The organism is Luteibacter sp. GL_149, from assembly GCF_057834065.1.
Map to the genome: position 1 here is coordinate 1,896,988 of NZ_CM174395.1, position 18,669 is coordinate 1,915,656.

Sequence of the window (18,669 nt, forward strand, 5' to 3'; positions counted from 1 at the left end):
CCATGTCCCCGCACACCTGTTACCTATGTCCCCGGTCCATACACCTACGCAGGAGCGACAATAAAGGGTTGACGGTCGTCGTGCTCACCGCGTCCCTCCTGAATCGAGCACAAAAAAACGGCGGGCTTCGAGCCCGCCGTTTTCGTGTCGCTCTCAGTAGCTTTTTTTAGCCAGCCTTTTTCTTGGCCAGTCGCAGCCATGTATCCACCACCGTATCCGGGTTCAGCGACACCGACTCGATACCCTGTTCCATCAACCATTCGGCCAGATCCGGATGATCGGACGGGCCCTGGCCGCAGATGCCGATGTACTTGCCCTTGGCACGGGCCGACTGGATGGCCATCGACAGCAGCTTCTTGACGGCCGGATCGCGCTCGTCGAAGAGGTTGGCGACGATGCTCGAATCGCGGTCGAGACCGAGGGTCAGCTGTGTGAGGTCGTTCGAGCCGATCGAGAAGCCGTCGAAGATGTCGAGGAATTCGTCGGCGAGCAGTGCGTTCGACGGCACCTCGCACATCATGATGACCTTCAGGTCGTTCTCGCCCTGGGTCAGGCCGTTCTTCTTCAGCACTTCGATGACCTTGCGGCCTTCGTCCAGCGTGCGCACGAACGGAATCATGATCCACACGTTGGTGAAGCCCATTTCTTCGCGCACGTATTTCGCCGCACGGCATTCCAGCGCGAACGAATCGGCGAAGCCGGGATCGACGTAACGGCTGGCGCCGCGGTAGCCGATCATCGGGTTCTCTTCGTGCGGTTCGTAGCGCGAGCCGCCAAGCAGGCCGGCATATTCGTTCGACTTGAAGTCGGACAGGCGCACGATGACCGGCTTCGGATAGACCGAGGCGGCGATGGTGGAGATGCCTTCCGCGAGGCGGTCGACATAGAACGTGACCGGATCGGCGTAGCCGGCGATGCGCGCGTCGATGCGTGCCTTGATTTCGGCGTCCTGCTTCGCGTATTCGAGCAACGCCTTCGGATGCACGCCGATGTGGCTGGCGATGATCATTTCCAGACGGGCCAGGCCGATGCCCGCGTTCGGCAGCATGCCGAAGTCGAAGGCGCGTTCCGGGTTGGCCACATTCATCATGATCTTCAGCGGCGCTTCGGGCATGTGACCCAGATCGGCCGTGATGCGGTCGAACTTCAGGATGCCTTCGTAGATCGTTCCGGTGTCGCCTTCGGCGCAGGACACGGTAACGTCCGCACCGTCGGGAATGGTTTCCAGCGCGTTACCGCAACCCACGACGGCGGGTACGCCGAGTTCGCGCGCGATGATCGCCGCGTGGCAGGTGCGGCCGCCGCGGTTGGTGACGATCGCGGCGGCGCGCTTCATCACTGGCTCCCAGTCGGGGTCGGTCATGTCGGCTACCAGCACGTCGCCGGGCTGTACCTTGTTCATGTCGGCCAGCGAGCGGATGACGCGCGCTTTGCCGGCACCGATCTTCTGGCCGATGGCGCGACCCTCGGTGAGGATCTTGCTGCGCTCGTTGAGCTGGAAGCGCTCGAGCGTGGTCGTGGTGGAGCGCGATTTCACGGTTTCCGGGCGGGCCTGCACGATGTACAGCTTGCCGGTGTGGCCGTCCTTCGCCCACTCGATGTCCATCGGGCGGCCGTAGTGCTTTTCGATGACGAGCGACTGCTTCGCCAGTTCCTGCACGTCGGCATCGTCGATGCAGAAGCGGTGGCGGTCGGCGGCCGGCGTTTCCTCGATGCGCACGCGCTCGCCGGGCTGGTCGGAATAGACCATGCGCTGCTGCTTGGCGCCGAGGCTGCGGCGCAGGACGGCCGGCTTGCCCTGGTTGAGCGTGGGCTTGAAGACGTAGAACTCGTCCGGATTGACGGCGCCCTGCACGACCATCTCGCCCAGGCCGTACGAGCCGGTGACGAAGACGACGTCGCGGAAGCCCGATTCGGTATCCAGCGTGAAGAGCACGCCTGAGGCGCCGACGTCGGAACGGATCATCAGCTGCACGCCGGCGGACAGGAAGACGTCCTCGTGCTTGAAGCCCTGGTGGACGCGATAGGCGATGGCGCGATCGTTATAGAGCGAGGCGAAGACTTCCTTCACCTTGTGCAGCACGTCGTCGATGCCGACCACGTTGAGGAAGGTTTCCTGCTGACCGGCGAAGGAGGCGTCCGGCAGGTCTTCCGCCGTGGCGGAGGAGCGCACGGCGACGGCGATGTCGTCGCTGCCGGCGTCCTTGCAGAGTTTGATATAGGCGTCGCGGATCGCCTGTTCCAGATCGGCGGGCAGCGCGGTGTCCACGATCCAGCCGCGGATTTCCTTGCCGCCCTTCACCAGCTCGTCGACGTTGTCGACGTCGAGCGTCGCCAGACGCTCCTGGATGCGTTTCGCCAGACCGCTCTTTTCGAGGTAGGTCTGGAAAGCGTCGGCCGTGGTGGCGAAGCCGCCCGGCACGGAAACCCCAAGTTTCGCCAGATTGCCGATCATTTCGCCAAGGGAGGCGTTTTTGCCGCCTACCTTGCCGAGGTCGGTCATGCGCAACGCGTCGAGCCAAAGCACCAGGTCGCTCAAAGGAAGTTCCTCAAAGGGTCGTCAAAGGGTTTGTCGAAAGGCCGGCGTACGGGCCGCGCGAATAAAGTCCTCTATTGTCGGGGGCCGGGAGCCCGCGAAACAAGGCGCGATGCACAAACGTTCAGCCGCTGTGCGGCTAAACGTTTACGCGCTAAGGTGCCATCACAGAGGCCCGATCCGGATCGTTCCCGATGCGCAGAACCGTTTTCTTCATTTCCGACTCTACCGGCATTACCGCCGAAACCATCGGAAACAGCATGCTGGCCCAGTTCGAAGGGGTGCAGTTCGATACCCATCGGCTGCCCTTTATCGACAATCCGCAGAAGGCGGAAGCGGCCGCGCTGCGTATCAAGACCAAATATGCCCAGGACGGCCAGCGACCGATCGTGGTCAATACGATGACCTCGCGCTCGCTGTGCGACATCGTCGGGGGTAGCGGCGCGCTGATGCTGGACGTTTTCGCCCCTTTTATCGACCCCCTGGAAGAGGAGCTGGGCGCCAAGCGCTCCGGCGCGGTGAACCGTTCGCATGGCCTGGTGGATTTCGAGCGCTACGAGGCGCGCATCAATGCCACCAACTATGCACTGGCCCATGACGACGGTCTGGATGTGGATTACAACGAGTCCGACCTCGTCCTGATCGGCGTTTCGCGCTCGGGAAAGACGCCGACCTGTCTTTACATGGCCTTGCATTACGGTGTCTGTGCCGCCAATTATCCGCTCACGGACGATGACCTCGACAAGCTGGAACTGCCGATGCGTCTGCGCCCTTATCGCAGCCGGCTGTTCGGTCTGACCATCGACCCGAACCGTCTGGCGCAGATTCGCGAGCAGCGCCGCCCGGGCAGCCGCTACGCCACGCTGAAGCAGTGTCGCTGGGAACTGGAACAGGCCGACAAGCTGATGCGCAGGGAGAACATTCCCGTACTGAATACGACACATACGTCCATCGAGGAGATCTCCAGCAAGATCTTTGAATACCTCGGCATCGAACGCCATATGTACTAGTAAAGAGGCAACAGGAGTCCTTGTGACCGAAGTCATCGAACGCCCTTCTTCGTCGTTGCTCCCGGGACGCTTCGGTTTCCTGATGGGGCTGTACGCGGAGAATTACCACCGGCTGGCACGGCTGTTCGCACCGCAGCGGCTGGCGCAGGGCACGTATGTGTCCGATGTGGACGATGGGCTCAAGGTCCGGCTGCAGATCCAGGAAAGGCATCCGTATACGCTGGAACTGGAGCTGACCTACGACTTTGTCGATGAGCAGACCGGTCAGCCTTCGCCTTCGGCGCAGTTGCGCATGTACACGGACGCCCATGTAGCGGAAGCGCTGCATTGCCATCCGGGGCGCCGGTTGTGGCAGGTGCTGGGTCCCTTTCCGGCGGCGGATACGGTGTTTCAGCACCGGCTGCGGATGAACGGGTTCCTGAGTCGCTGGCTGGAATACCTGGCGGAGCAGGGGCATTCGATCGGGACGCTGGAGCGGCTGGACCCGTAAGCGTTCGTGCCCCTCCTGCTGGAGGGGCACAGCAAAAACGACAGACGAAAAAAAACCCGCTAGAGGGCGGGCTTTTCATCGAAAAGTAAGTGGCGGAGCGGACGGGACTCGAACCCGCGACCTCCGGCGTGACAGGCCAGCATTCTAACCGACTGAACTACCGCTCCGCATTTACTTCCATCTTCCAGCGTACAAACCAACTCTCTACATCACACGTCTTCGCTGTTCCGAAGAAGTGGCGTCCCCACGGGGATTCGAACCCCGGTCGCCACCGTGAAAGGGTGATGTCCTAGGCCTCTAGACGATGGGGACGTATAGAGTTGGTGGAGCCAGCCGGGATCGAACCGGCGACCTCCTGCATGCCATGCAGGCGCTCTCCCAGCTGAGCTATGGCCCCGCCGCTGGAAGCCGCAAAGAATAGGGCGGGGCCTGGTCTTCGTCAAGCATTCGTTACACTTTTTTTCGAAAAAATTTCACACAAATAGGAATGATCAATCGTGGCGCGTATTTAGGTTCGCGCACCTCGCGTCGATGTGGCGAGAAATTTTTAATGACGTACCGGGCCCAGGTGCGTCCGCAATGCGAATGCAATTGTTAACCTGTCCCTTCGCAATAAGGGATGCGCATGCACGAACTCGTTTTCATCCAGGATCTCGCCACGGTGATGCTTGTCGCCGGGCTCACCACCGTTTTGTTCCAGCGTCTCCGTCAGCCGGTCGTGCTCGGCTACATCATCGCGGGCCTGTTGATCGGGCCGCACACGCTGCCGGTCATCTTCATCCATGAAGAGCAGACGATCCGCACGTTGTCCGAACTCGGCATGATCCTGCTGCTGTTCGCGCTGGGCCTCGAGTTCAGCCTGAAGAAACTCCGCGCGGTCGGTGGCGCCGCCCTGGTCGCGGCGTTCGCGGAAATCGTGCTGATGGTGTGGATCGGTTACGAGATCGGCCGGTTCTTCGCCTGGTCGGCGATGGACTCGCTGTTCCTGGGTGCGATGCTGTCGATTTCCTCGACCACCATCATCATGAAGGCGCTGGAGGACCTGGGACTGAAGCGCGAGCGTTTCGCCCAGCTGATGTTCGGCATCCTGATCGTCGAAGACCTGCTCGCCATCGTCCTGATGGCGCTGCTTACCGGTATCGCCAGTACCGGCGGCGTGGAAGCCGCCGACGCTTTCGCCGCCGTCGGCCGGTTGGGGCTGTTCATGGCGGTGTCGCTGGTGGTCGGCCTGCTGCTGGTGCCGCGCGTGGTCGACTATATCGCGCGCGTCAGCCGCAACGACGTGCTGCTGGTCGCCGTACTGGGCATTTGCTTCGGCTTCTGCCTGCTGGTGACCGAGCTGGGTTACAGCGTCGCGCTGGGCGCTTTCATGATCGGCGCGATCGTGGCCGAATCCGAAAGCGTGGCGCGCGTCGAGCGCATCATCATGCCGGTGCGCGACATGTTCAGCGCCATCTTCTTTGTCGCCATCGGCATGCTGATCGACCCGGCATTGCTGATGGAATACGCATGGCCGATCTTCATCGTCACCATCGCGGTCGTGGTCGGAAAGGTGGTGACCTGCAGCTTTGGCAGCTTCGTCGCCGGCAACGACGGCCGGACATCGCTGCGGGTCGGCATGGGGCTGGCACAGATCGGCGAATTCTCGTTCGTCATCGCGTCGCTGGGTCTCACGCTCAAGGTCACCAGCAACTTCCTTTATCCGGTCGCGGTCGCCGTGTCGGCTCTCACGACCTTCCTTACGCCGTACCTGATCCGTGGATCGGACCCGCTGGCGGGCTTCCTGTCGCGGCACCTGCCGGGGCGAGTGACGGGTGTGGCCAATGCCTATACGGACTGGATGGGCAATCTGGGGCTGTCGGGGCAGGGCGCCATCGTCATGAAGATGATTCGTCGTCTCGTATGGCACGTGATCATCAACATGATGCTGGTGATCGCCGTATTCATCATCGTCGCTTTCGCCTATCGGCGCGGATTCCTGCACCTGGATTTGCTGGCCGGTCAGCCGACCGTCAAGCGCAGCCTGGCCTGGTCGCTCGCGGCACTGCTGTCATTGCCGATGATTGTCGCTGCCTATCGAAAAGCGGGCGCACTGGGCATGCTCCTGGCGGAGCTAGGTATTCCCGAGCGGGTGGGCGGGGCGCGAAATTTTGCGATCCGCAGCATGCTCGCCCGGATCATTCCCGTGATGGTTATGTTGATCCTTGGCCTGCTGGTGGCAGCGCTTGCCTCCACGATCCTTCCGCCGCGCGAAGTGGCGCTCGTTATCGTGGCCATCGGCATCGGCCTGACATGGCTGTTATGGCGCGTACTTGTTCAGGTTCACGCACGGCTTCAGGCGGCGCTGCGGGACACGCTGGACAAACCCGGGCACGCTCCGGAGGAATAAGCAGCCCGCGATGAACTATTTCCTGTGAACCTTGTCCCACCCACCGTCATTGCAAGCTGGGCGCGAACCACCGCACAATGGCGTTCTGCCTCCACAAGGAGGTGTACCGGCGTCGCCGAATCTTTCAAGAATGAGGGAGTATCGAATGAAGCACTTTTTGCGTCCCACGATGACGGCCGCCGCGCTGGCTGTTGCGCTGGGCATGACCGCGGGCGCATACGCCCAGGCCGCCAAGCCGGCCGCTGCTCCGGCAGGCGCGGTCGACAAAACCAAGGCCAGCTACGTCGTGGGTTGGGATCTTGCCAGCTCGCTGCCGCCGCTCGTCGCGAAGGAAGTGGATGCTGCCACCGTCGCCAAGGCGCTGCAGTCGGCCCTCTCGGGCCAGAAGCCGACCATGTCGGAAGCCGAAGCCAAGCAGGTTCGTGAAGCCTTCGTGGCTCAGCTGAAGGTCAAGGCCGAAGCCGAGTACAACAAGGTTGCCGCCCAGAACAAGACCGAAGGCGACGCGTTCCTCGCGAAGAACAAGTCCGCTGCTGGCGTGAAGGTCACCTCGTCTGGCCTGCAGTACCAGGTCGTCCAGGCCGGTACCGGTCAGCGTCCGGGCCCGAACGACACCGTCACGATCAACTACACCGGTACGTTCGTGAACGGCGAGAAGTTCGATTCGTCGGCCGATCATCCGGGCGCTGCTGCTGCCCAGATTCCGCTCGCCGCGGTGATCCCGGGCTTCCGCGAAGGCCTGCAGCTGATGCAGACCGGCGGTAAGTACAAGCTGTTCATCCCGTCGAACATCGCTTACGGCGCCAAGCCGGAAAACGGCTTCCCGCCGAACGCGACGATCATTTTCGACGTGGAACTGGTCAAGACGGGTCCGACCCCGGCGGGTCAGGGTCCGCAGCCTGGCGCCGCGGGCAAGTAAGTTTCGTAGTGGTTTGAAGAGAGGGCGCGGATCACTCCGCGCCCTTTTCTTTTTGTGGAAAGGGGAAGAGCGGGGATTGGGGGTGGGAAGTGGGGGCGTTGATCCGGCGATCGCTCGAGGGTGCTGGTGTCGCCCGGTGGACGTGGCGTCCGCCTAACGTCTGTCGTTCCCTCAATCGATCGCCGGAAACGCGCCCCCACTTCCCACCCCCAATCCCCGCTCTTCGCCGCTCGCACCTCACCCGTACGTCTTCTACAATGCGCCGTTCCATCGCGGCGCTTTCCCGGCGCCAGGGAATGTCATGAAAGTCACGATTTTCGGAACCGGATACGTGGGCCTAGTCACGGGCGCGTGTCTCGCGGAAATGGGTAACCACGTCGTCTGCGTGGATATCGATGCCGGCAAGGTCGAACGCCTGAAACAGGGGGACGTGCCGATCTACGAGCCTGGCCTCGAGCCGATGGTGAAGCGCAATCGCGAAGAAGGGCGTCTGGATTTCACCACCGACGCCGCGCCGGCTATCGCGCACGGCGACATTCTTTTCATCGCCGTGGGCACGCCTCCGGACGAGGACGGCAGTGCGGACCTCAAGTATGTGCTCGCCGTCGCCCATACGATCGGCGACAACCTCGATCGTTATGCCATCGTGGTGAATAAGTCGACGGTACCCGTCGGTACGGCGGATCGCGTTCGCGCGGCGGTCGCGGCGCGTCTGAAGGCGCGCGACTCCCGGGTCGAGTTCGACGTGGTGTCCAATCCCGAATTCCTGAAGGAAGGCGACGCGGTCGAAGACTGCCTGCGTCCCGACCGCATCATCGTCGGTGCGTCCAGCCCGCGGGCTGTCGCGCTGCTGCGCAAGCTCTACGCGCCGTTCAACCGCAATCACGACCGCATGGTGGTGATGGACGAGCGTTCGGCGGAGCTGACGAAGTACGCGGCCAACGCCATGCTTGCGACCAAGATCAGCTTCATGAACGAGATCGCGAACATCGCCGAGCGCGTGGGCGCGGACGTCGAGCTGGTCCGGCAGGGTATCGGTTCGGACCCGCGTATTGGCTATCACTTCATCTACCCCGGTGCGGGGTATGGCGGATCGTGTTTTCCGAAGGACGTTCAGGCGCTGGGTCGCACCGCTCATGCGAACGGTTACGACGCGGTGCTGCTCAATGCGGTCGAGGCGGTCAACGATGCGCAGAAATCCAAGCTCTTCGAACTGATTTCCCGGCATTTCGGCGGCGACCTTAACGGCAAGACCGTCGCGGTCTGGGGCCTGGCGTTCAAGCCAAATACCGACGACATGCGCGAGGCATCCAGCCGGCGTCTGATGGAACAGCTGTGGAATGCGGGGGCGACGGTACGCGCCTGCGATCCGGAAGCTGCCGACGAAACGCGCCGCATCTACGGCGACCGTGCGGACCTGGTTCTGTGCGACCGTCCGTACGAGGCGCTGGAAGGTGCCGACGTGCTTGCGATCGTCACGGAGTGGAAGGCTTTCCGCAGTCCGGATTTCGCCCGTGTGCGCGGTCTGCTGAAGACGCCGGCCATTTTCGACGGACGCAATCTCTACGATCCCGTGGCGGTCGAGGATGCCGGACTGGCTTATTACGGTATCGGGCGTGGCCGCAGCCTGCGTGACGCGACATGAGTACAGAACTGGAAAGCCGCATCACCGAACTGGAGGTCAAGCTGGCCTTCGTCGACGACACCGTCAACGGATTGTCGTCGGCCGATGTTGAAATCTCCCAACGATTGGCTGCGCTGGAGCGTGCGATGCGCGATCTGCGTTCCGACCTGTCCAACATGCGCGCGGGGCTCGGTAACGATCCGCACTCCGAACCGCCGCCGCCGCACTACTGAACGAAAGAGTACAGACATGGCAGATTCCCTACGCGACCAACTGCTGAAAGCAGGCTTCGTCGCCCCGGTCCGCGAAGAAAAGCGTGCGCCGGCACCGCGTCAGCAAACCGGTTCGCCTGCAAACAAGAACGCGCCTGCGAACAGGAAAACGCAAGGTGGCGGTCCCGGCCCCAAGAAATGGCAGGGCGGCGCATCGCATGCGAAGAGCGGGCAAGGCGGCAAGCCGCAGCGACCCCAGCAGACGGCTGCTCCGCGCAAGGATGGCGAAATCGATCTGGCGAAAGCCTATGCCATCCGGTCGCAGACCGAAGCGGCGGAACGCAAGCGTACGGAGCAGGAAGCGGCCGAACTGGCGCGGCTGCGCAAGGAGCGTAAACGCAAGCTGGAGCAGGTGCTCAACGGCAAGGCTCTGAACAAACCCGACGTGGATAAGGTTCGCCACTTCCCGTATGGCGACAAAATTCGTCGCGTGCATGTCGACGAGGCTCAACTGGTCGCGCTCAATGCGGGAGAGTTGGGCGTCGTGCAGCATGGCGGCCGTTACCTGCTGCTGGATCGTTCGGTGGTGGAACAGATTCGCGAGTTCGCGCCGGAACAGATCGCACTGGTGGTCGATCCCAACGCGGTCGTGGAAGCCGACGACGGCGTGCCCGACGATCTGATGTGGTGATTGCCCGCACTTCGTCGTGATCGTTTCTACAGAAAACGTGCGAGACGCCTGAAAAAAGTTCTTCACGCATTCCCGGGGAGGGCTCGGACGTCACAGGGGTGGCCGACGGCTCTTCCGGCTGCTGCGGTTACGTGGGGGAAAGCATCGCGTGACGCAGGACCCGTGATGACCGCATCCGGTCCGGTCCCATTACGTGCTCGGCTCGCGCTCTGCCCCCAGCAAACCGCAGTCGACAGTGCCGTGGCCGGGTTGGCCCTTGGGGCCGCCTTAGCCGAGGGCCGCGATACCCCACTGACGGAGCGAATGCGGCGCTACGGCCCGCTCCCGCAGGGACGGCGCCGAAGGCCCCAAGGGCCAACCCGGTCGCGGCCTCCCCGACGCACGAGCGTGAGGCGGCCAAGTTACGAATAACACAAGCCACCCAGCGGCTGTCCTTACCCAAAGAGCGACGAGCCGCGCGCGATCGTCCCAGTAGTGCGTGAAGAACCAAAAAAAGCGCGCCGGGGCGCGCTTTTTTTCAGGCCACCGGCTGGGAAAGCACCGGGTTGTCCCAACCTTCCTTCGGCTTGAATCTGACGCCGTGACGATCGGTCAGCTTGTCGAGGCGTGCCCGTACGGCGGCGAGACCTTCGCTACGCACGTATTGAATCGGACCGCCGCGGAACGGCGCGAAACCCGTACCGAAAATGACGCCCGCATCGAGCAGGTCGGCGTCGTCGACCACGCCCTCGGCCAGACAGGCAACCGCTTCGTTGACCATGGGCAGGATCATGCGGTCCTGGATGTCCGCCGGTGGTACGTAGTTCGGATCGACTTCGGGTTTCACCGGCTTGCCATCCGTCCAGACATAGAGGCCTTCGCCGTCTTTCTTGCCGCGTTTGTTCGCCTGCAATTTTTCTTGCAGGCCTTGCGGCACGTCCAGTCCGAGGAAGGGGGCCAGTTCCTTGCCCACCGACGCGCAGACGTCGAGACCGACGGTGTCGGCCAGTTCGATCGGCCCCATGGGCATACCGAATTTCTTCGCTTCGCGGTCGAGTACCGGTCCCGGTACGCCCTCGTTGTACAGGCGCATCGATTCCATCAGATATGGCATGAGAATGCGGTTGACCAGGAAGCCCGGAGTGCCCTTCACGGGCACCGGTAGTTTGCCGATAGCCTTGCAGAAGGCCAGTGCGCGTTTCTCGATGGCCGGGTCGAGCCCGTCGTGGCGCACGACTTCGACGAGCGGCATCTGCGCGACGGGATTGAAGAAGTGCAGGCCGAGGAATCGCTGCGGCGCCTTCAGGCCTTGCCGCAGTTCGTCGAGCGGAATGCTGGACGTATTGGTGGCGAGGATTTCGTCCGCCTGGAACTGCGGTTCGATCTTCGCGTACAGCTCGTGTTTCGCTTCGGCATTTTCGAAGATCGCTTCGATGGCCAGGTCGGCTTCGGCGATACCTTTGCCTTCGACATCGGCGCGCAGTCGCTTCGAGGCGGCCTCTACCTTGGCGGGTGCCTTCAGCTTCTTTTCGTACATCGCACGGGCGCGCTTCAGCGCGGGCTCGATGAACTTCAGTTCGCGATCCTGCAGTGTGACCTCGAAACCCCTGAGCGCGGCCCAGGCGGCGATGTCGCCCCCCATGACGCCAGCACCGACCACGTGCACGTGCTTGATCCCGTGTTCCGCGCCGCCGCCGAGGCCCTTCAGGCGTTCCTGCAGGAAGAAAATGCGGATCAGATTGCGGGCAGTGGGGGTTTCGGCCAGCCTGGCAACGGATTTCGCTTCCAGCTTCAGGCGCTGCTGAATGTTGCTGCCGCCACGACGCCAGACGTCGATCAGGGCGAACGGTGCGGGATAGTGTTCCTTGCGGACCTTTGCGGCGGTCTGCTTCAGCACGATGGGCGCCAGGATCTGCCGTGCGATCCAGGTATTCGTGCCCCAGGCCTTCGCGCGCAACGCGAACGGCTTCTTGCCGGGACGCTTCAGCAAATGCTTCGCCTCGGCCAGCAGTTCGTCCGGACGGGCGACGCGGTCGACCAGGCCGACCGCGCGGGCGCGGCGTGCATTGAACGGCTTGCCGGTAAGCATGGCCGGCAATGCGTCCGGCGCGCCAATGAGACGCGGCAGGCGTGCCGTACCACCCCAGCCGGGGTGGATGCCCAGCATGACTTCGGGAAGCCCGATCTTCGTATTCTCGTCGTCCACGGCGATGCGCAGCCGGCAGGCCAGCGCCAGTTCGGTGCCGCCACCCATGCACGCGCCGTGGATCGCGGCGACGGTCGGGCAGGGCAGGCGCGCCAGGTTTTCGAAGATGCGCTGCCCGTTCTCGATACTTTCCAGGACGCTGCCGTCCTTGGCGTATTCGACGAATTCCTTGATGTCGGCGCCGGCGGCGAAGCCGGAAACCTTGGCCGAATGGATGACGACGCCCGGGGGATTCTCGATGGCCAGGCGCTCGACAATCTCGTCGAGTTCGCCCAGCACCTCGCGGGAAAGCGCGTTGACGCTGCTGCCCTCGCGGTCGAGCGTGAGGACGACGATGCCGTTCTCGTCCTCGCTGGTTTTCCAGTGTTTGAAACGCAGTCCTTCGAACATGGCGGTCTGACGATAGCGAGTGATCGCGCCACCTTACCGTTGTGCCGCCCCGAATGCGAGACGGCGCCCAAAAACGGCAACGCCATCTGGCGCGCGCACCTGAATTGGCACAATACTTGTGAAATCGCAGCAGCCTTACGAATCATGCATACCGACGCGCACACGGGAACCGAGGTTTTCGAACATATCCTGTCCGCCGCCGGGCCACTGGTCGCGTTGGAGACGGGCGATTCCGCGGTGTTGGTGGACCAGTTCCGCCTGGTAGCCCGCCGGACGGGACAGGCCGTTTATCTGTGGCGGCAGGGTGAAGGGCTGTGCAGCCTGCGCGATGCCCAGGCGCGCGTGCCGGGCTGCGTACGTCTGGGCGACGCGTTGCGCTACATCCTGCAGAGCCTGCATTTCGGCGTCTATCTGCTGGAGATGCCCGATACGGCTCTCAGTGCGACCGACAGCGCGCTCCTGCGGCAGTTGGCCAGGGCGCAGACGGAACATGTCCGCCGTGTGGTCTTGCTGGGCGTGAACGCCACGGTGCTGGGCGCGCTGGACAACGTGGTCGTCCGTATCGATGCCGACTGGCGCATGCGCGTGATCCGGCCGCGCCTTCGCGACGGCCGCTGGGTCGTATGAGCGCGAAACCGCAAAACGACCCGAAAGGGATCGTCATTTTCACCCCACGACGCGACCTGCGGCGTGCGATGTTCGACGCTCTGGACGCCGGTGGCGATTTCCTGCTGCTGAGCGCCCGCGATACCGTGCATCTGCGTAGTCTGCTGGCGGACCATCCGGCGCTGTCGCTGATGGTCGTGGCCCTCGACGGTAGCCAGGATGCCTTCGATGCCATCGGGCACCTGCGTGCCGCGACGGCTTATGCCGGATTGCCGTTGATCTGCGTGGTGGATGAGGGGCTGGCGCTTTCGTCCATGCCCGCGGACGCCGCCGACTGGGTCCGGACGGCGGCGCTGTCCGATGAACTCCTGCCGCGCGCGCTGCGGGCCATGGCCTCCGCGCCCGCGCAGAAAAGCGTTCGCACCGTTGCGCCCACGCCGGCCACACCGGCAATGGTGCAGGCGACGACGGATGGTTCGGACTATCGTTTCGCTTTCGATTCGGGCTGCGCCTGGGTGATGGCGGCCGCCGGCACCGGCCGCATCGTGGAGGTGGGCGAAGCGTTCGCACGGCTGTTTGGCGATGCGACCTTCCTTCTTGGCGATCTGGCACTTTCCGATTTGTTCCGGCTTGCCAGCGGCGTGACCTGGCCACAGCGGGACGCCGATGGCATCGCCTGCGCGGTTCGTCGTCCGGACGGCGCCGATATCACCGGCGAGCTCGATATTCGCCGTATCGTGCACGGTGGCGAGCATCGGATCGCCGTGGCGTTTCGCGATTTCCGCACGAGTGAAATGGCCGAGCGCGCGCTGTCGCTGCTTTCGCTGCTGGACGCCTCGTCCAGCGACGACGAAGGCATGGGCGAGGCGGCAGCCATGCTTGCCGATGCGCTGGACCTCGACGTCGTGGCGATCTGGGCGGGAGTGACCGAGGGCGATGCGCCCGCACCGCCGCTTATCCGTCTCTGGAACGGGCCCGGCACGGTCGCGTGGCCGGACGAGGATAGCCTGTCGTTGCTGAAAACATGTCTGGCCGGCGAAGCCGTTGTGCGTCTGCACCCGGGCGAAACAGGGCGGGTATCCGATCCGCTTATCGAGGCGCTGGGCCTGCAATCGTTCGCGTTCCTTCCGCTTAACGACGAACGCAGGGCGGTACTCGGTGCGATCTTCGTAGGCCGGCGCCGCGCGCTGGACGATGCGCGCGTGCTGGAGCCCGCCTTGCGTGCCGCATCTTCCCGTTTCGCATCCTCGCTGGAGTTGCGCCGCACGCGGGAGCAGGGGCGGGCGAAGGGGTTGCTGGACGGTCTGACCGGATTGCCCAATCGCCTGCTGTTCAACGACCGTCTCGACACCACCATCCGCGAAGCGCAGCGCACTGGCGAGTGCTTCGCCGCGCTGTTCGTCGACCTGGATCGCTTCAAGAGCATCAACGATACGCTCGGCCACAGCGTCGGCGACCAGGTGCTGGCTGCCGTGGCCAGAAGGCTTCGTGCCAGCGTACGTGCGTCCGACACGGTGGCCCGTTACGCGGGCGACGAATTCACCTTGATCCTCAGGCACATCATCAAGCGCGACGACGTGCTGCGCATCGCCGAAAAAATCGTGCAGGTGATGGAAACGCCGTTGCCGCTCGACGACGGTTCGGAATTGCAGATCACGGTGTCGATCGGCGTGGCGTTCTTCCCGGACGATGCCGCGGACGGCGAGACGCTTCTGCGTCACGCCGACGAAGCCATGTATGGCGCCAAGAGTCTCGGCCGGAACAACTTCCAGATTTATGCGCCAAGCGCCGACCTTTCGCAGCAGCAACACGTCGCGCTGAAGGCGAAACTTCGCCATGCCGAACGCAATGGCGAGCTGCGCGTGTTCTACCAGCCGCAGGTCGATACGCTCACCGAAGACATCGTGGGCATGGAGGCACTGGTGCGTTGGGAGCATCCGGAACTGGGCACCATCTCGCCGGCGTTTTTCATTCCGCTGGCGGAAGCGAGCGGACTGATCGTGTCGATCGGCGAGTGGGTGATGCGCACGGCCTGCGCCCAGGCGCATGTATGGGAAAAAATGTTCGGCTTGCATCTCCGTCTGGGCGTAAACCTTTCGGCGGTTCAATTGATGCAGCCGAACCTCGTCGCGACCGTGGCCAACGCGCTCACCGATACGGGACTCGATCCGTCGTGCCTCGAACTCGAGGTCACCGAAAGCATCAGCGTGAAGACGGTGCCGCATCTGGTCGAAAGCCTCGACGCGCTGCACGCCATGGGATGCCGGATCGCCATCGACGACTTCGGCACCGGTGCCGCATCGCTGGACTATTTGCGCCGGTTGCCTGCGGATCGCATCAAGATCGACCAGAGCTTCGTGCGCAACATCGGCGTCGATCCGGACGACGAGGCTATCGTCCGGGCGACGATCGACATGGCCCATCGCCTGAAGCGCGGCGTGGTCGCCGAAGGCGTCGAGATCGAGCAGCACCTGAATTTCCTGCGTGCTAACGGCTGCGACGAACTCCAGGGCTATCTGTTCTGCCGCCCGCTTCCCACGGCGGCTTTCGAGAAATTGCTCGCGGAACGCCAGCGTCTGCTTGCCGAAGGACTGTCCCCGGTGGGCAGTGCTTGATACGTCGTCGGCAGAGCCCCATCCCGCTGGGGTAGTAGGATGGTCGATGGCCTTCGACCCCGTGATTGTCGCGGGACCGGTACGGCGACAATGAACTTGGCGAGTGGATGCTTGTCTGAACACCGCCCGTACCCATGGCCCATGGCACAGCGCTAAGGAGAAAAGCCCGGATGGGCGAAAACGAACTGGACCAGGCACTCGTCGAGCGCGTGCAGAGCGGAGACAAACGGGCGTTCGACCTTCTGGTACGCAAGTACCAGCACAAGGTGGTGGCACTGATTTCCCGGTACGTACACGACAGATCGGAGTGCGAGGACATTGCCCAGGAAGCGTTCGTGCGCGCCTGGCGGGCGATCGCCTCGTTCCGTGGCGAAAGCGCGTTCTATACCTGGCTATACAAAATCGCGGTAAATACCGCGAAAAATCATCTCGTTGCGATGGGCCGCCGGCCTCCGACAGGCGATATCGACATCGAGGACGCCGTTTACGTCCCGGGAGCCACCCGTCTTCACGAGGGCGCCACGCCGGAGCGGGAAATGATGCGGGAACAAGTGGAACAAACCGTGTTTGCCACTGTCCAAGCCTTGCCCGAGGAACTTCGGGCCGCGATCACGTTGCGCGAGGTGGACGGCAAAAGTTATGAGGAAATCGCCGCCATCATGGACTGCCCCATTGGGACCGTCCGATCGCGTATTTTCAGGGCTCGCGAAGCCATCGACGAAAAACTGCGGCCGCTACTGTCCGACCGCGAGGATCACAAGCCATGAGTGAAGCCAATCGGGACATTCTCTCCGCCGGTATGGACGGAGAACTCTCGCGCGAGGAAATCCGTTTTCTTCTGCGGCGGCTGGATAGCGACCAGACGCTGGTCCAGGCGTGGTCTCGTTATCACGTTGCTCGCGATGGTCTGCGTGGACAGCTCGAACCCTCCGTTTCCGCCGATTTCGCCAGTCGTGTGATGGCGGCCATCGACGCCGAGGACATCGTCGTTGCCACGGCACCGGCTCGCACCGTCGCGCGCATGGAGCCGCGTCGTCGCTGGCTGCAGTGGTCCGCTGGCGGTGCTATCGCGGCAAGCGTTGCCGTCGCGGCCCTGATGTTCACACAGCCGGCCGAGCGCGGTGTAACGACGGGCGTGGCACAGGCAGGGACACAAGCCGGCACCGTTTCGGGCAACGCCATCGCCGATGCCGGCCATGTTGCGCAGCCCGCTGGCGCCCCCGCCGTACCGCAGTGGTTGAGTGGCGGCACCTCGGTCTCGCAGTTCACCCAGAAAGCAGCGTTCGGTAGCGGTTCCGAGAGCGACTCCTCTTATCTGACGCGGGTCATGCCGTACCAGATCCATGGGACCCGTGCGGTCGAGGCTTCTGGCAGCAACTACATTCTTCTCGTTCGTCCCGACGGCAGCCGTTACGTGCAGCCGCTCGCGGAACCGCAGGTCGAAGCCCGCTAGGGCCGACCCGCGATCCGCCTGGACGCGGCAGGTGTTGCCGCGTCCTTTTTCACCCCGGTATCTTAAATCGTGCGGCTTTGCCGCACGGGCTCTATGGAAAAGAGGAGGTACGCAATGAGCCACTGGAGTACGCGCCCGGCGTTGGCCGCCGCGCTGTTGATTGTCGCGGCCGGCGCGAACGCGCAGTCCCTGCCGGATTTCACCGGTATTGTCGAAAAGAATGCGTCAGCGGTCGTGCATGTCGAGGCTAAGTCGAGCGGTACCCGCACCACGCCACGCAGCGGCGCGCAGGATATGCCGGACGATCAGGCCGAGATTTTTCGCCGGTTCTTCGGTATGCCGATGGTCCCCACGCCACAGGAACGCACCTCGCTCGGTTCGGGGTTCATCATTTCCTCCGATGGTTACGTATTGACCAATAGCCACGTCGTGGACGACGCGGACGAAGTGCAGGTGCGCCTGCAGGATCGCCGCACGCTCACCGCGAAAGTCGTCGGCACCGATCCCCAGTACGACATTGCCTTGCTGAAGGTCGACGCCGGTTCGCTGCCGGCGGTTTCCATCGGCGATTCGCGACAGCTCAAAGCGGGCCAGTGGGTTCTCGCGATCGGGTCGCCCTTCGGTTTCGACTACTCCGTGACGCAGGGCATCGTCAGTGCCGTGGGACGCAATCTCGGTAGTGGCGATCAGCCCTATACCTCGTTCATCCAGACCGACGTACCGATCAATCGCGGCAACTCGGGCGGTCCCCTGTTCAACCTGCAAGGGCAGGTCGTGGGTGTGAACTCGCAGATCTATTCGAGTACCGGTGGCTATCAGGGTGTGGCGTTCTCCATTCCGATCGACGTGGCGATGAATGTCGTCCAGCAGATCAAGGACAAGGGCTATGTGTCGCGCGGCATGCTCGGGGTCAGGGTGCAGCCGGTCGACCAGTTCGTGAAGAACCTGGACCTGCCCAATGCCAGCGGCGCGCTTGTCGCGGAGGTCACGGCGGATAGTGGTGCGGCGAAGGCCGGGCTGCGGCAGGGCGACGTCATTCTTGCTTTCAATGGGCAGGCCATTACCCAGGCGGCCGATCTTCCGCCGCTCGTTGGCATCACCCGGCCGGGCACGACGGCGAAAGTCGATATCCTGCGCGATGGCAAAAAACAGTCGCTGGACGTGAAAGTCGGTGAAATGCCGCGCGACAAGACCGCCGGCGCCCATGCGGGCGCGGGTGGCAAGGCTACGGCGAACACTGTTGCGGGCCTGGGCCTTGCCGTACAGGACATCGATCCGGCGACCCGGAGCGAGCTGGGACTCAAAGCGGGCGAGGGTGTCGTGATCAGCCGGGCCGAGGGGCGCGTGGCGGCGGCCTCGGGCTTGCAGCCGGGCGACATCGTGCTGATGGTCAATCAGAAGCGTATCGGGAGCGCATCCGACTTCCGCGAGGCCGCAAAGGGCGTCAAGCCGGGCGATACCGCCATGCTGCTCGTGCGCCGGGACGATGCGACCCGGTTCATGGCGCTGACGGTCCCCGCGCTCCGTTGACGATCGTGGTCCATCCGCG

14 protein-coding genes and 3 tRNA genes are annotated in these 18,669 nt (G+C 63.4%); 12 read left to right on the forward strand and 5 right to left on the reverse strand.

What is annotated here, in order from left to right:
* Nucleotides 1–166 precede the first annotated feature (166 nt).
* Nucleotides 167–2,539, reverse strand: a complete 2,373-nt coding sequence (gene ppsA, locus AC3IR3_RS08680; protein WP_489196497.1) for a phosphoenolpyruvate synthase — start codon at nucleotides 2,537–2,539, stop codon at nucleotides 167–169.
* Nucleotides 2,540–2,730: 191 nt separating this feature from the next.
* Here ppsA and ppsR point away from each other — a divergent pair, with 191 nt between their 5' ends.
* A complete protein-coding gene (gene ppsR, locus AC3IR3_RS08685; protein WP_132141546.1) occupies nucleotides 2,731–3,546 on the forward strand; it encodes a posphoenolpyruvate synthetase regulatory kinase/phosphorylase PpsR in 816 nt (271 codons plus the stop codon).
* A gap of 82 nt (nucleotides 3,547–3,628) precedes the next feature.
* On the forward strand, nucleotides 3,629–4,036 hold the full coding sequence (locus AC3IR3_RS08690) for a DUF1249 domain-containing protein (RefSeq protein WP_489196899.1): 408 nt from the start codon (nucleotides 3,629–3,631) through the stop codon (nucleotides 4,034–4,036).
* Between the two features lie 90 nt (nucleotides 4,037–4,126).
* Here AC3IR3_RS08690 and AC3IR3_RS08695 read toward each other — a convergent pair.
* The 3 genes from AC3IR3_RS08695 to AC3IR3_RS08705 form a co-directional block, all read right to left on the reverse strand.
* Nucleotides 4,127–4,203, reverse strand: a tRNA-Asp gene (locus AC3IR3_RS08695).
* Nucleotides 4,204–4,272: 69 nt separating this feature from the next.
* Nucleotides 4,273–4,348 (reverse strand) — tRNA-Glu (locus tag AC3IR3_RS08700).
* 9 nt (nucleotides 4,349–4,357) lie between these two features.
* Nucleotides 4,358–4,433 (reverse strand) — tRNA-Ala (locus AC3IR3_RS08705).
* A 228-nt stretch (nucleotides 4,434–4,661) separates the two neighbouring features.
* Between AC3IR3_RS08705 and AC3IR3_RS08710 the strand changes: the two genes are divergently transcribed.
* From AC3IR3_RS08710 to AC3IR3_RS08730, 5 genes are all read left to right on the forward strand, one after another.
* Nucleotides 4,662–6,425 (forward strand): cation:proton antiporter, encoded by a 1,764-nt coding sequence (locus tag AC3IR3_RS08710; protein WP_132141547.1) that lies wholly within the window; start codon nucleotides 4,662–4,664, stop codon nucleotides 6,423–6,425.
* A gap of 145 nt (nucleotides 6,426–6,570) precedes the next feature.
* Nucleotides 6,571–7,344 (forward strand): FKBP-type peptidyl-prolyl cis-trans isomerase, encoded by a 774-nt coding sequence (locus AC3IR3_RS08715; RefSeq protein WP_489196498.1) that lies wholly within the window; start codon nucleotides 6,571–6,573, stop codon nucleotides 7,342–7,344.
* A gap of 301 nt (nucleotides 7,345–7,645) precedes the next feature.
* Nucleotides 7,646–8,989, forward strand: coding sequence for a UDP-glucose dehydrogenase family protein (locus AC3IR3_RS08720; protein ID WP_489196499.1), 1,344 nt, complete (start codon nucleotides 7,646–7,648; stop codon nucleotides 8,987–8,989).
* Nucleotides 8,986–9,201, forward strand: coding sequence for a SlyX family protein (locus tag AC3IR3_RS08725; RefSeq protein WP_132141550.1), 216 nt, complete (start codon nucleotides 8,986–8,988; stop codon nucleotides 9,199–9,201). Before AC3IR3_RS08720 ends, AC3IR3_RS08725 begins: the two co-directional genes overlap by 4 nt.
* A 16-nt stretch (nucleotides 9,202–9,217) precedes the next feature.
* Nucleotides 9,218–9,871 carry a DUF2058 family protein gene (locus tag AC3IR3_RS08730; RefSeq protein ID WP_489196500.1) on the forward strand — a complete coding sequence of 218 codons (654 nt, stop codon included), beginning with the start codon at nucleotides 9,218–9,220 and terminating at the stop codon, nucleotides 9,869–9,871.
* Between the two features lie 517 nt (nucleotides 9,872–10,388).
* Here the strand turns inward: AC3IR3_RS08730 and AC3IR3_RS08735 are convergent.
* Nucleotides 10,389–12,446: a 3-hydroxyacyl-CoA dehydrogenase NAD-binding domain-containing protein gene (locus tag AC3IR3_RS08735; RefSeq protein ID WP_489196501.1), complete on the reverse strand. Its 2,058-nt coding sequence runs from the start codon at nucleotides 12,444–12,446 to the stop codon at nucleotides 10,389–10,391.
* Between the two features lie 144 nt (nucleotides 12,447–12,590).
* Between AC3IR3_RS08735 and AC3IR3_RS08740 the strand changes: the two genes are divergently transcribed.
* The 5 genes from AC3IR3_RS08740 to AC3IR3_RS08760 all read left to right on the forward strand — a co-directional run bounded on the left by AC3IR3_RS08740 (nucleotide 12,591) and on the right by AC3IR3_RS08760 (nucleotide 18,650).
* Nucleotides 12,591–13,073, forward strand: coding sequence for a hypothetical protein (locus AC3IR3_RS08740; RefSeq protein ID WP_489196502.1), 483 nt, complete (start codon nucleotides 12,591–12,593; stop codon nucleotides 13,071–13,073).
* Nucleotides 13,070–15,667 (forward strand): putative bifunctional diguanylate cyclase/phosphodiesterase, encoded by a 2,598-nt coding sequence (locus AC3IR3_RS08745; protein WP_489196503.1) that lies wholly within the window; start codon nucleotides 13,070–13,072, stop codon nucleotides 15,665–15,667. Before AC3IR3_RS08740 ends, AC3IR3_RS08745 begins: the two co-directional genes overlap by 4 nt.
* A 170-nt stretch (nucleotides 15,668–15,837) precedes the next feature.
* Nucleotides 15,838–16,434 carry an RNA polymerase sigma factor RpoE gene (gene rpoE, locus AC3IR3_RS08750; protein WP_132141555.1) on the forward strand — a complete coding sequence of 199 codons (597 nt, stop codon included), beginning with the start codon at nucleotides 15,838–15,840 and terminating at the stop codon, nucleotides 16,432–16,434.
* Complete coding sequence (locus AC3IR3_RS08755) at nucleotides 16,431–17,120, forward strand: sigma-E factor negative regulatory protein (RefSeq protein WP_489196504.1); 690 nt, start codon at nucleotides 16,431–16,433, stop codon at nucleotides 17,118–17,120. Before rpoE ends, AC3IR3_RS08755 begins: the two co-directional genes overlap by 4 nt.
* Nucleotides 17,121–17,234: 114 nt before the next feature.
* Nucleotides 17,235–18,650, forward strand: coding sequence for a Do family serine endopeptidase (locus tag AC3IR3_RS08760; RefSeq protein ID WP_489196505.1), 1,416 nt, complete (start codon nucleotides 17,235–17,237; stop codon nucleotides 18,648–18,650).
* The last annotated feature ends 19 nt before the right edge of the window (nucleotides 18,651–18,669 follow it).

What these genes read in the sequence shown, in the direction of transcription:
- ppsR (WP_132141546.1), top strand. Translation starts at nt 2,731, where the DNA reads ATGCGCAGAACCGTTTTCTTCATTTCCGACTCTACCGGCATTACCGCC.
- AC3IR3_RS08690 (WP_489196899.1), top strand. Translation starts at nt 3,629, where the DNA reads ATGGGGCTGTACGCGGAGAATTACCACCGGCTGGCACGGCTGTTCGCA.
- AC3IR3_RS08710 (WP_132141547.1), top strand. Translation starts at nt 4,662, where the DNA reads ATGCACGAACTCGTTTTCATCCAGGATCTCGCCACGGTGATGCTTGTC.
- AC3IR3_RS08715 (WP_489196498.1), top strand. Translation starts at nt 6,571, where the DNA reads ATGAAGCACTTTTTGCGTCCCACGATGACGGCCGCCGCGCTGGCTGTT.
- AC3IR3_RS08720 (WP_489196499.1), top strand. Translation starts at nt 7,646, where the DNA reads ATGAAAGTCACGATTTTCGGAACCGGATACGTGGGCCTAGTCACGGGC.
- AC3IR3_RS08725 (WP_132141550.1), top strand. Translation starts at nt 8,986, where the DNA reads ATGAGTACAGAACTGGAAAGCCGCATCACCGAACTGGAGGTCAAGCTG.
- AC3IR3_RS08730 (WP_489196500.1), top strand. Translation starts at nt 9,218, where the DNA reads ATGGCAGATTCCCTACGCGACCAACTGCTGAAAGCAGGCTTCGTCGCC.
- AC3IR3_RS08735 (WP_489196501.1), bottom strand. Translation starts at nt 12,446, where the DNA reads ATGTTCGAAGGACTGCGTTTCAAACACTGGAAAACCAGCGAGGACGAG.
- AC3IR3_RS08740 (WP_489196502.1), top strand. Translation starts at nt 12,591, where the DNA reads ATGCATACCGACGCGCACACGGGAACCGAGGTTTTCGAACATATCCTG.
- AC3IR3_RS08745 (WP_489196503.1), top strand. Translation starts at nt 13,070, where the DNA reads ATGAGCGCGAAACCGCAAAACGACCCGAAAGGGATCGTCATTTTCACC.
- rpoE (WP_132141555.1), top strand. Translation starts at nt 15,838, where the DNA reads ATGGGCGAAAACGAACTGGACCAGGCACTCGTCGAGCGCGTGCAGAGC.
- AC3IR3_RS08755 (WP_489196504.1), top strand. Translation starts at nt 16,431, where the DNA reads ATGAGTGAAGCCAATCGGGACATTCTCTCCGCCGGTATGGACGGAGAA.
- AC3IR3_RS08760 (WP_489196505.1), top strand. Translation starts at nt 17,235, where the DNA reads ATGAGCCACTGGAGTACGCGCCCGGCGTTGGCCGCCGCGCTGTTGATT.